General features: G+C 60.5%; 13 protein-coding genes. All 13 read right to left on the bottom strand.

Annotated features, from left to right (window positions below; translation table 11 throughout):
• Positions 1-38: 38 nt before the first annotated feature.
• The 13 genes from HMPREF0201_RS14610 to ccmA all read right to left on the bottom strand — a co-directional run bounded on the left by HMPREF0201_RS14610 (position 39) and on the right by ccmA (position 13,200).
• A complete protein-coding gene (locus HMPREF0201_RS14610; protein ID WP_016537507.1) occupies positions 39-1,943 on the bottom strand; it encodes a heavy metal translocating P-type ATPase in 1,905 nt (634 codons plus the stop codon).
• Complete coding sequence (gene hflK, locus HMPREF0201_RS14615; RefSeq protein ID WP_016537508.1) at positions 1,940-2,992, bottom strand: protease modulator HflK; 1,053 nt, start codon at positions 2,990-2,992, stop codon at positions 1,940-1,942. The genes HMPREF0201_RS14610 and hflK (HMPREF0201_RS14615) overlap by 4 nt, the downstream gene beginning before the upstream one ends.
• The gene (gene hflC, locus HMPREF0201_RS14620; RefSeq protein ID WP_039898519.1) at positions 2,989-3,999 is read right to left on the bottom strand and encodes a protease modulator HflC; all 1,011 of its coding nucleotides are present in this window, start codon (positions 3,997-3,999) and stop codon (positions 2,989-2,991) included. The genes hflK (HMPREF0201_RS14615) and hflC overlap by 4 nt, the downstream gene beginning before the upstream one ends.
• A complete protein-coding gene (gene hflK / locus HMPREF0201_RS14625) occupies positions 3,996-5,999 on the bottom strand; it encodes a protease modulator HflK (protein ID WP_244878515.1) in 2,004 nt (667 codons plus the stop codon). Before hflK (HMPREF0201_RS14625) ends, hflC begins: the two co-directional genes overlap by 4 nt.
• 129 nt (positions 6,000-6,128) lie before the next feature.
• Positions 6,129-6,887, bottom strand: coding sequence for a phospholipid-binding lipoprotein MlaA (gene mlaA / locus HMPREF0201_RS14630; RefSeq protein WP_016537511.1), 759 nt, complete (start codon positions 6,885-6,887; stop codon positions 6,129-6,131).
• A 13-nt stretch (positions 6,888-6,900) separates the two neighbouring features.
• A complete protein-coding gene (locus tag HMPREF0201_RS14635) occupies positions 6,901-7,974 on the bottom strand; it encodes a cytochrome c-type biogenesis protein CcmH (RefSeq protein WP_039899379.1) in 1,074 nt (357 codons plus the stop codon).
• A complete protein-coding gene (locus HMPREF0201_RS14640; RefSeq protein WP_016537513.1) occupies positions 7,974-8,531 on the bottom strand; it encodes a DsbE family thiol:disulfide interchange protein in 558 nt (185 codons plus the stop codon). Before HMPREF0201_RS14640 ends, HMPREF0201_RS14635 begins: the two co-directional genes overlap by 1 nt.
• Positions 8,528-10,483 carry a heme lyase CcmF/NrfE family subunit gene (locus tag HMPREF0201_RS14645; RefSeq protein ID WP_016537514.1) on the bottom strand — a complete coding sequence of 652 codons (1,956 nt, stop codon included), beginning with the start codon at positions 10,481-10,483 and terminating at the stop codon, positions 8,528-8,530. Before HMPREF0201_RS14645 ends, HMPREF0201_RS14640 begins: the two co-directional genes overlap by 4 nt.
• Positions 10,480-10,959, bottom strand: coding sequence for a cytochrome c maturation protein CcmE (gene ccmE, locus HMPREF0201_RS14650; protein ID WP_016537515.1), 480 nt, complete (start codon positions 10,957-10,959; stop codon positions 10,480-10,482). The genes HMPREF0201_RS14645 and ccmE overlap by 4 nt, the downstream gene beginning before the upstream one ends.
• Positions 10,960-11,172, bottom strand: coding sequence for a heme exporter protein CcmD (ccmD, locus tag HMPREF0201_RS14655; RefSeq protein WP_016537516.1), 213 nt, complete (start codon positions 11,170-11,172; stop codon positions 10,960-10,962).
• Complete coding sequence (locus tag HMPREF0201_RS14660) at positions 11,169-11,909, bottom strand: heme ABC transporter permease (protein ID WP_016537517.1); 741 nt, start codon at positions 11,907-11,909, stop codon at positions 11,169-11,171. Before HMPREF0201_RS14660 ends, ccmD begins: the two co-directional genes overlap by 4 nt.
• A 29-nt stretch (positions 11,910-11,938) precedes the next feature.
• A complete protein-coding gene (gene ccmB, locus HMPREF0201_RS14665) occupies positions 11,939-12,598 on the bottom strand; it encodes a heme exporter protein CcmB (protein WP_016537518.1) in 660 nt (219 codons plus the stop codon).
• On the bottom strand, positions 12,595-13,200 hold the full coding sequence (gene ccmA, locus HMPREF0201_RS14670; RefSeq protein ID WP_016537519.1) for a cytochrome c biogenesis heme-transporting ATPase CcmA: 606 nt from the start codon (positions 13,198-13,200) through the stop codon (positions 12,595-12,597). The genes ccmB and ccmA overlap by 4 nt, the downstream gene beginning before the upstream one ends.
• Between the last annotated feature and the right edge of the window lie 132 nt (positions 13,201-13,332).

Raw genomic sequence — 13,332 nt, forward strand, 5'->3', positions numbered from 1 at the left:
CCGAAAAGCAAACCGCCTTCATCACGAAGGCGGTTTTTTTATTTCTGCTCGCTCAACTTCTCTTCAAACCGCAATAACCTTCCCGCGTTGCCCAGCACCAGCAGCGTGCTGAGATTATGCAGCAGCGCAGCAACCACCGCGCCGGAAGCGCCGAGCCAGCCGAAAGCGGCCATCGCCACAATAGCCAGCGTCCAGCCCAGCCCGATAAACACGTTCACCTGCAAAGTGCGGCGGCAGCGGCGGCTTAAACGAACGCAGGTGCCGAGCCGACGTAAATCACTGCCGATGAGCACGATATCCGCCGACGACATAGCAATGTCTGACCCACCCGCGCCCATCGCCACACCGACCACTCCTGCCTTGAGCGCCAGCGAATCGTTGATGCCGTCGCCGATAACCATTGGCCGGTAACCGCTATCAATTTGCTGTTTAACCTGGTTGAGCTTGTCCGCAGGCAGCGCTCCGGCAATAACATCCGTTATCCCCACGCTGCGGGCGATACGATCGGCAACGGACTGACGGTCGCCGGTCAGCAGCAGTTGGCGGTTCAGGCCAAGTTCCCGCAGCTCGGCCATTGCCGTTGCGGCCTCACCGCGCAGGCTATCGGCCAGCAGCAGCCAGCCAAGGAAACGGCCTTCCAGCGCCAGGCCAACTACCGGCCCATCGTGTTCCGGCACTTCCGGCAAGTCTGCGACGCTCGTTGTCAACAGTTCTGGCCTGCCGAGCACGGCTTCGCCCTGCGGCGTTGCGGCAGAGACGCCCAACCCCTGAAGCTCACGCACGTTTTCCAGCGGCAGCCACTCTTCACGCGGGGCGATATCGCTCAGGGCACGGCTTACCGGGTGGTTGCTGGTTGCGCCCAGGCTGGCGGCAAGCGCCTTCAGCTGCTGCTGAGTCACGCCGTCTGCCGGAGCCAGCGCCTCCAGCTGTAGTTTGCCATGGGTCAGGGTGCCGGTCTTATCGACCACCACGGCGTTAACTTCCGCCAGCTCCTCAAGGAATGCCGCGCCACGGATTAGAATGCCGTGGCGGGCGGCCACCGTTAACCCTGCAATAGAAGAAGCCGGGGCGGAAAGCACCAAAGCACACGGGCAGGCGGCGACCAGCACGGCCAGCATCGCCTGAGCGTCCTGGGTCAGAAACCAGGTGCTGGCGGCAATCATCAAAACCAGCAGTAAATAACGGGCAGCATGTCGCTCCAGCAGCCGGGTAATCGGCGGGCTTGCCTGCTCGGCGCTTTGCATCAGGGCAATGACTCTTCCGAGCGTGGAGGTTTCACCGGTACGCGTTACCCGCACGCGCAGCAGCCCGTCAAAGTTAATGGCCCCGCCGTACACTTCGCTGCCCGGTTCAACCTCCTGCGGCACCGACTCGCCGGTAATCGGCGCGGTATCCAGGCTGGCTTTGCCCTCCAGCACCAGCCCGTCCGCGGGAATATGGTCTCCGGCCCGGACTTCTACTACGTCGCCGGGCTGTAAATCGTGGTTGTCGATATCGTGCAGATTGCCTTCGCCATCAACGCGCCGCGCCCGGCTTCGGGTCAGCTTGCTCAGCGCTTCTATAGCCTCCTGAGAACCAATCACGCTGCGCTCTTCAAGAATATGGCCGACAATCATAATCAGCGGCAGCAGCGCGGCGGTGAGCAGGTCGCCGGTTGCCCACGCCCCGAGCAAAGCCAGGGCAATAAGCTGGTCGGTCAGGCCGTGCAGGCTGGGGTAACGCAGGCTGTGCCAGGCGTGGCGCAGCACCGGCACGGCAACCACCAGCGATGCGGCTCCCAGCAGCAAATCGGCCACCGCAACCTGCTCCGGGGCCAGCCAGCGCCAAAGAAGCCCGAGGATCAGCGCCCCGCTGGCTATCAGTGCCAGCAATAACTGGCGGGTAATATGCCGCTGCTCCTGGCGCGTCAGCGCGCCACCCGGCTGTGCAGATGAGGTGCTCATGGTGTGGAATTATCCTTTTGCTCAACGCCCTGCAGGATCAGGTGGGCATCATCCTGCGGCGACACGGTGACCACCGATCCCGCTTTAGACAGGATCTCAGCGATCCGCTGACGATAAATCCTGCCCATTAAATCCGGATCGTCACGGTTATTAGCCAGATGGGCAATTGTCGCGGTATCCGACTGCGCTTTTGCCACGCTTTCCTGAGCCTTAGCCTGGGCGGTCTGCCGGAGCTGATCCGCCTGTTGCACGGCTTTCTGCCGGGTGAGCGAGGCGTCGCTCTGAGCGGTGGCGATAGCTTTAGAGGCCTGCTGGCTGGCGGTCAAAACCGCATTGAAGGCGGCAACCGTGGCAACCGGCAGCGCCGACTGAACCGTGACCCGTTCAAGCGTGATGCCTGCATCGCTACCGGACTGCTGAAGGCGCAGCAGATTTTGCTCAATATTATGCTGCACGTCGCTGCGCAATTGTTCGCGCTGTTGGGCAACGTTCATATCATTACCGGGCATTTCCGGGCGAGCGACCAGAATGGTGTCCAGATCGCGTGAGGCACAAACGGCAACCGCCGCGCGCTCTACCAGCCTGTCGAGCAGCGGCAGAACGTGTTTCCCCTGGAGCACATACGCCATCGGCGTTCTGACCCGGTAAAACACGCTGATATCCAACTGCACCACGCCCGCATCTCCGGTCAGCAAGAAGCCGGAACCGGCAATCGCATCGCTGGCCGGGCCGCCGTTAATATCGAGGCTTTGCGCGTCCGATGAGCGCAGCAGCGCGGTAACCCGATGCTCAATCACCCGGTCGGCCCCCGGAACCATCACCACGTCGTTAATCGGCGAAGGCCAGGCCAGCAGCAGGCCCGGCTCGGCCACCCGCTGTTCGGCACCGAAACTTAGCACCACCGCTCTGCTTCCCGGGGGAATTTCCCGCACGTTCGAAAACAGCCATGCCGCGGCGGCGAATAACGTCAATACAAATATCGCGATAAACGCCAGCCGGATCGACTGCGTCCATGGCCCGTTCGGCGGGAGTTTTTGCCGTTCCGTCATGGCTTCTTGTCCGCCGCTTTATCCAGCTGCGGGCCTTCAACCAGCAGGCTGAACGGTTTCGCATCGGTGCGCAGAACCAGCCGGGTTTGTGCATTCACCATGCCGCTGAGGGCGTCAATCTGGCGCAGCAGGCTATAAAGCTGCGGCGCGCTTTCATAAGCCTTGCCGTAAATAGCCGCCGTTTGTACCTGAGCCTGAGCCTCAATATCCGCAGCCTTCACCGAGGCCTCGGCTTCGGTAATACGCGCATCACGATCGGCAGCAGAACGGATCTCAGCCGCAGCGCGCTTCCCTTCCGCCGTTCTTTCTATAGCAATAGTTTCACGCTCGGCGCGCATCCGGTCGACGGTGGCATTCAGCGTTACCGCGGGTAATGTCAGGCGCTCTGTCCCCATCTGCACCAGCCGGATGCCGTAGCTTTGCAGCAGCGGCTGGCTGATTTGCTGCTGCAAGTGCGATTCAAACGCCACCAGCTGGACCTGCTTGCCGTCGGTATTGACCAGCTGTGAGAGGGTAAAGCCGCTGGCCGTGGTTTCCAGCGCCGAACCGAGGTAGGTACGGATCTGGCGAGCGGCTTCATCAGGCTGGTTTTGCACCGCACGCATAAAGCGCTGAACGTGCTCGGGGGTATTATCCACCTCCCAAACCGCATAAGACTGGACGATTATCCGCAGCCCGTCTCGCGTGCCTACGTCCTGCAGGCCGCTCGAGGTGGTACGCAGGCGCAAATCAACCACCGTGGCGGTTTCAAAAGGTGCAGGCAAGCGCCAGGCAAGCCCCGGCTCAAGCAGCACGCGCACCGGCTTGCCGAAGCGGGTAATCACCAGTGACTCGCCGGAGCGTACCTGCACCAGGCTGGCAGCGGTGAGCAGAATAAGCACCAGCAACGCGGCGGCGGCAATGCGTTTCCCCATCCCTTTTTTGCCGCCTTCCGGGGCGGAAGAGTGGTTATGGCCGCAGCCACTACCGTGAGAATGATGATGTCCATGAGAATGTGAGTGGCTCACCGGGAAGGCTCCTGTGCGGGTTTTACTGGCGCATCGCGCCGGGCTGCGTCATTCAGGGAAGGAAATTCACGAAGGTCGAGCGTTGGCGACGAACCTGCGCCGATCCGCTGGTCGATAACCAGCAGCGGGCGGCCGCTAAGCGTGAGCTGGAGTTGTTTAAACCACAGCTCGTCGATAAAGACCTGCCCGGCCTGCTGATAAGCATTTTTCTCGGCGGCAAAGCGCACCGCTGTCGCCCTGGCAAGGCTGAGCGCCTCCGTGGCGTTAATTTTCGCCGTATCCTGGCGCACGGCGGCGTTGGTTGCGGCAAGCGCGGCTTTTTCTGCGGCACTGCCCTGCTCCCGGAGGATCAGCGACTGGGCGGCAATTTGCGCGGCCTGTACGCCGTGGAACGCGTCCGCCGCACCCGCCGGTGGATGAATAGCTTCAACAACCGTGGAAAGAATTTCGACGCCGCTGCCCAGGCTATCAAGCTGCTGCTGGACGGCGCGATTTATCTGCGCGGCTAAATCGTCACGACGCTCGCTCAGCACATCGTCAAGCGTGAGCGAAGAAAACTGATGCACCAGCACCTGATTGGCGGTGCTGCGCACCAGTTCGGCAAGATTGGCCGAGCGGTAGGTTGCCGCCAGAGCTGCTTTATCCGTCAGGCCGATGCGCCACATAAAACGCACGTCGCTGTTAACGATTTGCAGGCTTTGCTGGTCGCCACTCTGGCTGGCGATTATCTGCGCCTTATCGAAATTGTGGGTCGCATCCCACAGGCGGTCTGCGCTGGCCGGAGCCGGCCCTTCGGCGTCCACCAGCGGAGAGGCTTTCTGAGTCGCAGGGTCTTCCCCGGCTGCCAGCTCGTGCACCTGACCATTTTCGGTCAGCAGCACCCGGCCAAACGGCCACGGCATGCCGACGTGCAGGCCCGGTTCCAGCACCGCCACCGACCGGCCAAAGCGTTCATAGACCCCGCGCTGGGTAGCGGAGATTTGCTGTAGCCCGGTCAGCAGCCAGCCACAGAGCAGCATCAGCGCCAGCATCGGGAAAAAGGCGCGCCGTAAAACGGTAAACGCCCACACCTGACGCAGGTCGATGCCGAAGCGCTGGTGAAGTTCCTGCTGCAAAAAACGCAGCGGGCGCGGCGGCCAGCTAAGCTGTGCAGCAAGCTGGCTTTTGGGAATAAGCTTTGGTTCGGCGGAACCATCCCCCGGCGGTGCAAACAGGGAAAACAGACCCCGCAGCATAAACTCGAGCGCCGCCAGGCCAACCAGCAGCGCGGGCAGGTTTATCACCAGCGAGCTGTTGAGCTGCGGCCAGATAAACGCGGGCAACGTCAGGAGTTGTACCGCCATGACAAGGCGCAGTACCGGCGCAATCTGCCCGGCCTCCGGCGAAGCTTCTTTTGCCATAGCGCTGAGGTGCCGCTCGGCAACCAGCGCGGTGAAGATAGCCGCAGCCAGGCAGCCAACGGCTATCCAGCGGTTATTATCGGCCGCAAGAGGAACGTAGCTGCTGCTCCAGCCGCACAGCGCGATATAAATCGTCAGCGCGGCAAGCGAGCCGGACCAGATCCCCTCGGCCTTGAAAAAGTTTTCGATGCGGCGGAAATTCAGCGGCACGGAGGCGGTAAACCAGCGGGCTAAGGCTCCCGGCGGCGGCTCCGCTTCCGGGGTTTGTGGCTCGGGCGGCGGCGAAAATTTTGCGCTGCGCCACAGGCAAATACGCTGGGCCGCATGCAGCGAAATAACCAGCAACAATAGCGCGGCGGCGTTGCTGCACAGCAGAGGAACCCAGCGCGAGGCGGGTTCCAGCAGGCTGATGGTCAGCGCCAGCATAAGCATCATAAACAGCGGAATAGCCAGCACGAACACGACCCGCGCAAGGAGTCGGGCTTGCCCGGACGCCAGCGAATAACGCGCGGGAAGCGCAGGCGGCAGCAGTTCAGCTTCAGGTATCTGGGAAGGCGGCATGGTCTTAAAAGGATAAGGTGCACAAGAGTTGTGCAGCATTTTCAGGTTGTTACCTTATAACATACCAACACAAAATGCTGATGGGTAAAGATGTGTCAATTTATGTCGTTCTGATGACAATAAAAAAGCGAGCAACCGGTGCTCGCTTTCTCCTTGCCATCGCCTCGTTTACTGGGAGTCGATGTCTTTCAGATCGTCCTGAATCGCCGCCGCGTTCGGGTTGGCTTCCGGCTTCAGCTGTCCGCCATTCGCCAGGAAATCGTGGCGCTGGAAGTAAGCCTCTCGCACCGTAATGTACGGATCGGAGGACTGGCGCAGCAGGCCGTCGGAGTCCAGCAACTGGGCGCGGGTTTCGATGCCTTCCACCGTCCATTTACCGATAGACATCGGCCAGGTCAGCCAGGAGAGCACCGGGTAAAGCGTATCGGCGAAGTCGCCGCCGTCTTCACGCACGGTAAAGCTTCCGTAACCCGGCAGCATCACATAAGGGCCATAGCCCGCGCCGTAGTGGCCGAGCGTACTGCCGAAGCGGTGCGGTTCAACACGCTGCAATTTGGGGTTCGCCATACCGGCGACGTCGATAAAGCCGCCCATCCCCAGCAGGGTATTAAGGAAGAAGCGCGTAAAGTGCACCATCCCCTGGTACGGGTCGCCCTGTACGAAGTAGTTCACCATCGTCGCAGGTTCTTCAAGGTTGCTGGTGAAGTTGCTCAGGCCGTTACGCGCCGGAACCGGCACGTAATCTCGCCATGCAACGGCCACCGGGCGCAGCACATACGGGTCCAACACGTTGTAGTTAAAGTTGAACATTGAACGGTTGAACCCTTCAAGCGGGTCCGAACGCCCCTGAGGCTGCTGGCTGCCGGAGCTGGCGCACCCCACTAAAACCGTGGTCGCCAGGGCAAGCCCTGTCAGGCGGAAATTCATTAGCGTCTCCCTATTATTGTTTGTCTGCGCTTTCAGTGGTGCCCGTTTCGCTTTGGGCCCCCGCCTGCTCGATGCTGCGCTCAATCACGGCGCGACGCCGATCGCCCGCCGGTAAAATTTTCAGCATTGTTTGCCACGCCCCAACCGCTTCACGGTAGCTCTGGCGCTCAAAAGCATTGAACGCCAGCAGGCTGAGCACGCGAATATTCGTGTGGTCATCTTTTAGCATTTCGCGGAGCAGGAGACCACCCAGCTGGTTGTCCTGCGCGTCGGCGGAGCGGGTCAATACTTCAGCATAGCCCAGCTTTGCTTCGGCGTTTGCGGGCGCAAGTTTATAAGCACGAGCAAAGGCTTGTGTGGCCGTAGTTGCGTTATTTAACACCATGCCGATGCGCCCAAGCATCATCCAGCCCTCAAGATTATCAGGCTGGAGCTGTAATCGCGTGCGTAATCCTAACCCAAGTCGCGCCATCTCTTCCATAGTCAGGGGCGCTGCCTGCTGGTCCAGAACACGTTTTAACAACGCGGGCGTCTCGGCGGTCGCCTGCTGCCAGGCCCTGACCTGGCCCAGCCCGGAGGTTTTCAGATAACTGCCAGCGCTTACCGCCACCAGCGCCAGCGCTCCGGGCAAAAACACCCACAGCGAGATTTTCCCGCCGGCCTGTTGGCCCGGATGAGCTTCATCGTCACCCGCAAGCGAAATCTTTTGCCGACGGCGACTTCGCAGCACAATCACCCCGATACCGCCGAAAACAAACAGCGCGGGAAGCGCCCACAGCACGAGGGTTGCCGGGGTTAAAGGCGGCTCATAGGTCACAAAGTGGCCGTAGCGCTCAACCATATAATCGATGATTTGCTGGCTGCTTTTGCCCTGCTGCATCAGCTCGTAGACCTTGAGCTTCATGTCAGAGGCAATCATCGAGTTGGAGTCGGCGATACTGTTGTTCTGGCATTTCGGGCAGCGCAGCTGCTCGGTAAGCTGACGGAACTGCTGCTCCTGCGCCTCATCTTTAAAGGTATAAGTGTCGATGGCGGCAGCCGCATGGCAGCTAAATGACACGGCAATGAAAAAGAGCAATGCGCGCATCATGAGCCTGCCTCCTGGCTGTATTTATCCCACAGCGGCTTCAACTCCTCCCGCCAGACACGATCGTTAAGATCGCCCGCGTGGCGATAACGAATGATCCCTTTGCCGTCGATCAGGAACGTTTCCGGCGCGCCGTAGACGCCCAGATCCAGCCCCAGCATGCCGTTGCCGTCAAACAGGCTCAGCATGTACGGATTGCCGAGATCGCGCAGCCAGCCAATGGCCTTGTTACGGTCGTCTTTATAATTCATGCCCACCACGCGGATGCCCCGGGCGGAAAGCCCGTTGAGGAATTTATGCTCGGCACGGCAGGTTGGGCACCAGGTCGCCCAGACGTTAAGCAGCAGCGGCTTGCCGTCCGCCAGCACTTCACTGCCCCAGACTTTGCCGGGCTGCTCGAGAGATTCAAGGCGGAACACCGGCACAGGTTTGCCAATCAGCGCGGATTCTAGATCGGTCGGCGCTTCGCCCTGTGCGTTACGCGCCAGCTGCCAGAGCAGCAGCCCGGCCAGCACCAGGAAAAGCGCCAGCGGAATATAAAGATAACGGCGCTTCATGCTGCGGCCTCCGGCTTAAATTTACGGCTACGGTAGCGAGGGTCGAACAGGCAGAACACACCGCCAAGCGCCATCAGCAGCCCGCCGGCCCAGATCCAGCGTACGAACGGCTTATAGTAGAGGCGAACCGCCCAGCTTCCGTCCTCCAGCTCTTCCCCCAGCGCGGCGTACAGGTCGCGGGTAAAACCGCCGTCTATGGCGGCCTCGGTCATCATCGCCCGGCTGCTGTTATAGAAGCGTTTCTCGGCGTGCAGCGTGGCTTCCGGTTTACCCTCACGCGTTACGTCGATAACGCCAACACCGCCGCGATAATTAGGGCCGGTTATCTCGCGCACTTCGCGGAACACAAAGTGATACTGGTGAATGTTGATGCTGTCCCCGGACTTCATGCGTACATCGCGCTCTACGCTGTAGCTCTGGCTAAAAGCGATGCCGACCACGGTCACCGCCAGGCCAAGATGTGCGGAGACCATGCCCCAGTGGCTGGCCGGAATTTTGCGTAACCCATCCCACAAACCGTGGCGATGCGTCGCCCGCTGATAAACCTCCACCAGCGCCAGCACAAACACCCAGACGGCCATCAGCAGGCCGACAACGGTCATCGCTTCGATGCGGTCCTGCATCAGCCACGGTAACAGCAGCGACAATGCCAGGGTAATCACCACCGCCAGCAGCAGATGCTTACGCAGCTTACCCGGCTCGTCGCGCCGCCAGCGAACCAGCGGCCCAATCCCCAGCATCAGGGCAAACGGCGCCATCAGCGCGGTAAACATGGTATTGAAGAACGGCTCGCCGATGGAAATACTGCCCAGCCCGAGCTGCTTATGTACCAGCGGCAGCAGGGTCCCCAACAGCACGACCAGCATGGCGGCAATCAGCAGCACGTTGTTGCCGAGCAGGAAGGATTCACGCGACCAGAGATCGTTGCTGACGCGGGAGCGAACCTTGCTGCCCTTCACCGCGTACAGCAGCAGCGAACCGCCGATGACTATCACCAGGAAGGCGAGGATAAACATGCCGCGCGCCGGATCGGAGGCAAAAGAGTGCACCGATACCAGCACGCCGGAACGAACCAGGAACGTGCCAAGCAGGCACAGCGAGAAGGCGCTAATCGCCAGCAGCACCGTCCAGGCCTTAAAGCTGCCGCGTTTTTCGGTGACGGAGAGCGAGTGGATAAGCGCCGTCCCCGCCAGCCACGGCATAAAGGAGGCATTTTCTACCGGGTCCCAGAACCACCAGCCGCCCCAGCCCAGTTCGTAATAGGCCCACGCCGAGCCGAGCACAATGCCGACGGTCAGGAAAGCCCAGGCCGCCAGCGTCCACGGGCGGGTCCAGCGCGCCCAGGCGCTATCCAGCCTGCCGCCCAGCAGTGCGGCGATAGCAAAAGCAAACGCCACCGAGAAGCCGACATAGCCCATATACAGCAGCGGCGGGTGCAGGATAAGCCCGATGTCCTGGAGCAATGGGTTAAGATCCCGCCCTTCAAGCGGGTAGTCCGGCAGCGTGCGGATAAACGGGTTGGAGGTGAAAATAATAAACAGCAGGAAGCCAAAATTGATCATGCCCATTACCGCCAGCACGCGGGCATGATCCTCCTGGGGCATGCGCCGGGCCGTAAGCGAAACGGCAAATGTCCAGCCGCTCATCATCAGCACCCACAACATCAATGAACCTTCGTGCGCGCCCCAGGTCGCCGCCACTCGATACCATACCGGCAGTTCGGTATTGGAGTTGTTGGCGACGTACAACACGCTGAAGTCGTTGACCACAAAAGCGTTCACCAGAATCAGGAACGAAGCGCATAAAGTGATAAACAGCGCCCAGCTAAACGGCCTGCCGGAGGCCATCAGCCGCTTATCGCCGCGAGCCACGCCCCACAGCGGGTAAACGCCCAGCAACAGCGACCAGCCAAGCGCCAGGCAAAGCAGAACATTTCCGATTTCCGGCATCATGGGGCGCTGTCCTTATACACTTCCGGCGGCTGCTGATGATTCTGCTCCATTGCCGCTTTAACCTCCGGCGGGGTGTAGTTTTCATCGTGCTTCGCCAGCACTTCTTTGGCATGGATTAGGGTCGCGCCTTCCATTACGCCCTGAGCTACCACGCCCTGCCCCTCGCGGAACAGATCCGGCAGAATGCCTTCATAGGTGACATCCACCACGCCGCGCGCGTCGTAGAGCTTAAAGCTTACCTTCAGGCTTTTGCTGTCCCGCTTCACGCTTCCCGGCATTACCATGCCGCCGATTCGCAGACGCTGCCCGGTTTCCGGCATCAGCTGGCTTTCGCCTTTGCCATAGATAATTTCGCCGGGGGTATAAAACAGATCGATATTGCTGCGCAGGGCGTACAGCACAAGGGTGATTGTCAGCCCCAGCCCGGCCAGCACCGCCACGGCCAGATAGAGCCGGTTTTTACGACGAGGATTCACTTATGCACTCTCCTGACGCTGACGTGCGGCATTGACCCGCTGCTCTCTTGCCTGCTGGCGAGCCACCGCCCGCAGAATGGCGCGGTGCTGATAGCGGCTGTGGAAAACCAGCCCCAGCAGAGGCAGCAGCGTGAAGGCCACCGCCAGCCAGACGTAAAAGGCGTAGCCGCCCATCGCGAAGAATTCGCTCCAGTGAGTAAACGCCCACGTCATGATTTTGCTCCTTTGCCGTTAGCAAGCGCTAACACCCACGGACGACGGCTCTCCTGCAACAGCAGCAGGTTGCGCATGCGCATTAGCGTCAGGGTAATAAACAGCGCCAGGAAGCCAAAAATAGTCCAGCGCAGCGGCGTGCGCATTGAAGGGTCGATGGATTGCTGCATATTGGTGGAGCCTTGATGCAGCGTGTTCCACCACTCCACGGAGAAATGAATAATCGGCAAGTTCACCACGCCCACCAGCACCAGGATACCTGCGGCACGCCCCGCCTGACGGCGGTCATCGAAGGCGCTGTAAAGCGCAATCGCGCCCACATACAGGAACAGCAGCACCAGCTCGGAGGTGAGCCGTGCATCCCAGATCCACCAGGTTCCCCACATCGGCTTGCCCCAGGCAGAGCCGGTTACCAGCGCGATAAAAGTAAATGCCGCACCCACCGGTGCCATTGCCATAACCGCGAGATCGGCGGTTTTTATCTGCCACACCAGGCCGATAAAAGCGGCAATCGCCATGCTGGCGTAAATGCCCATCGACCACATGGCCGCCGGCACGTGCAGGTACATAATCCGGTAGCTCTGCCCCTGCTGATAGTCCGCGGGAGCAATACCGAAGCCCCAGACGCAGCCCACCACCAGCAGTATCGCGCTGGCGGCAGCCAGCCACGGCAGAAGCCGGCCGCAGAAGTGATACAGCCGCTCGGGTTTAGCAAGCTGATGTAATGTTTTCCACATAGTTTTTGCTCACAAAACAAAGAATAAAGTTATTGCACGCTTACCCGCAGCGCCGCTGCGGTGGCAAACGGGCTAAGCGTGGCGCTCCCGGCCAGTAACGCGCCAAGAATAGCCATATAGCCCTCCACCGGCAGATGCATCGAGGCGGCATCCATCGCGGCGGTAGCAAAGATTAGTAGCGGGATTGTCAGCGGAAGCACCAGCAGGCTGAGCAGCACGCCGCCCCGCTTCAGGCCGACCGTTAACCCCACGCCGGGCGCGCCGAGGAAGCTCAAGGTTGGCGTCCCCAGCAGTAAAGTGGCTGCCATCACCCGCCAGCCGTAAAAGTCCAGCCCCAGCAGCAGCGCGGCCAGCGGCGAAAGCAATAACAGCGGCAGCCCTGTCACCACCCAGTGAGCGGTCACTTTCGCCAGCACCACCAGCGGTAAAGGCACCGGCATCAGCATCAGCTGTTCCAGCGAGCCGTCCTGAAAGTCGTCCCGGAATAACCTGTCCATTGCCATCAGCGAGGCCAGCAGCGCCGCAACCCAGATAATGCCCGGAGCAATACGCGCCAGCAGTTGAGGTTCCGGGCCAATGCCCAGCGGGAACAAAGTAATGACAATCAGGAAGAACCACAGCGGGTTGGCGATTTCCGCCCCGCGACGAAACACTACCCGCAGCTCGCGCCAGAAAATACGCCGCATCATTGGACGCTGCCCTGCAAATGGATCTGGCGAACCGCACAGCCGAGCGGCTGATGGCTGGTAAGAACAACCATTCCGCCCGCATCGGCATGCTGGCGCAGGCGCTGAGTTAATTTTTCGATGCCGGTCGCATCCAGCGCGGTAAAGGGTTCATCAAGAAGCCACAGCTTTGCCGTGGAGAGCCACAGGCGAGCGAGCGCGGCGCGGCGCTGCTGCCCGGCGGAAAGTTGGTTAACGGGTAAATCTTCAAACCCGAGCAGCCCGATTTGCTCCAGAGCGTGCCAGCGCTGCGCTTCGGCAACATCGGCATGGAAAAAAGTGAGGTTTTCAAACGGCGTGAGAACGGTTTTGATGCCTGCCTGGTGGCCAATCCACAGCAAGTCATCATGGAATAAATCCCGCTGGCGGCTCAGCGGCTGTGCCTGCCAGAATACATCCCCTTCATCGGCCTGGGCCAGACCAGCAAGAATACGCAGAAGCGTGGTTTTTCCTGCGCCGTTTTGGCCCGCCACCTGCACCATTTCGCCCGGCTCAACGCGAAATGACAGCGCATTGAACAGCGTGCGTTCATCACGCTGGCAGGTCAGTTGTCGGGCTTCTAACATCGGGAGGCGCTCCTTGTCTCAGGTGGCGCCAAGCATATCATATTGCCCCATTTTCTTCAGTCCGCGCCCGCGCTACGGCCTACTCCATTAGAGTTATTCCTGTTACTCAGATCAAAGCAGGGACGATTTTTC

Source organism: Cedecea davisae DSM 4568, assembly GCF_000412335.2.
Taxonomy (GTDB): domain Bacteria; phylum Pseudomonadota; class Gammaproteobacteria; order Enterobacterales; family Enterobacteriaceae; genus Cedecea; species Cedecea davisae.

Excerpts from the sequence above, each read along its gene's own strand:
- HMPREF0201_RS14610 (WP_016537507.1), bottom strand. The coding sequence starts at position 1,943 with ATGAGCACCTCATCTGCACAGCCGGGTGGCGCGCTGACGCGCCAGGAG.
- hflK (WP_016537508.1), bottom strand. The coding sequence starts at position 2,992 with ATGACGGAACGGCAAAAACTCCCGCCGAACGGGCCATGGACGCAGTCG.
- hflK (WP_244878515.1), bottom strand. The coding sequence starts at position 5,999 with ATGCTGCACAACTCTTGTGCACCTTATCCTTTTAAGACCATGCCGCCT.
- mlaA (WP_016537511.1), bottom strand. The coding sequence starts at position 6,887 with ATGAATTTCCGCCTGACAGGGCTTGCCCTGGCGACCACGGTTTTAGTG.
- HMPREF0201_RS14635 (WP_039899379.1), bottom strand. The coding sequence starts at position 7,974 with ATGCGCGCATTGCTCTTTTTCATTGCCGTGTCATTTAGCTGCCATGCG.
- HMPREF0201_RS14640 (WP_016537513.1), bottom strand. The coding sequence starts at position 8,531 with ATGAAGCGCCGTTATCTTTATATTCCGCTGGCGCTTTTCCTGGTGCTG.
- HMPREF0201_RS14645 (WP_016537514.1), bottom strand. The coding sequence starts at position 10,483 with ATGATGCCGGAAATCGGAAATGTTCTGCTTTGCCTGGCGCTTGGCTGG.
- ccmD (WP_016537516.1), bottom strand. The coding sequence starts at position 11,172 with ATGACGTGGGCGTTTACTCACTGGAGCGAATTCTTCGCGATGGGCGGC.
- HMPREF0201_RS14660 (WP_016537517.1), bottom strand. The coding sequence starts at position 11,909 with ATGTGGAAAACATTACATCAGCTTGCTAAACCCGAGCGGCTGTATCAC.
- ccmB (WP_016537518.1), bottom strand. The coding sequence starts at position 12,598 with ATGATGCGGCGTATTTTCTGGCGCGAGCTGCGGGTAGTGTTTCGTCGC.
- ccmA (WP_016537519.1), bottom strand. The coding sequence starts at position 13,200 with ATGTTAGAAGCCCGACAACTGACCTGCCAGCGTGATGAACGCACGCTG.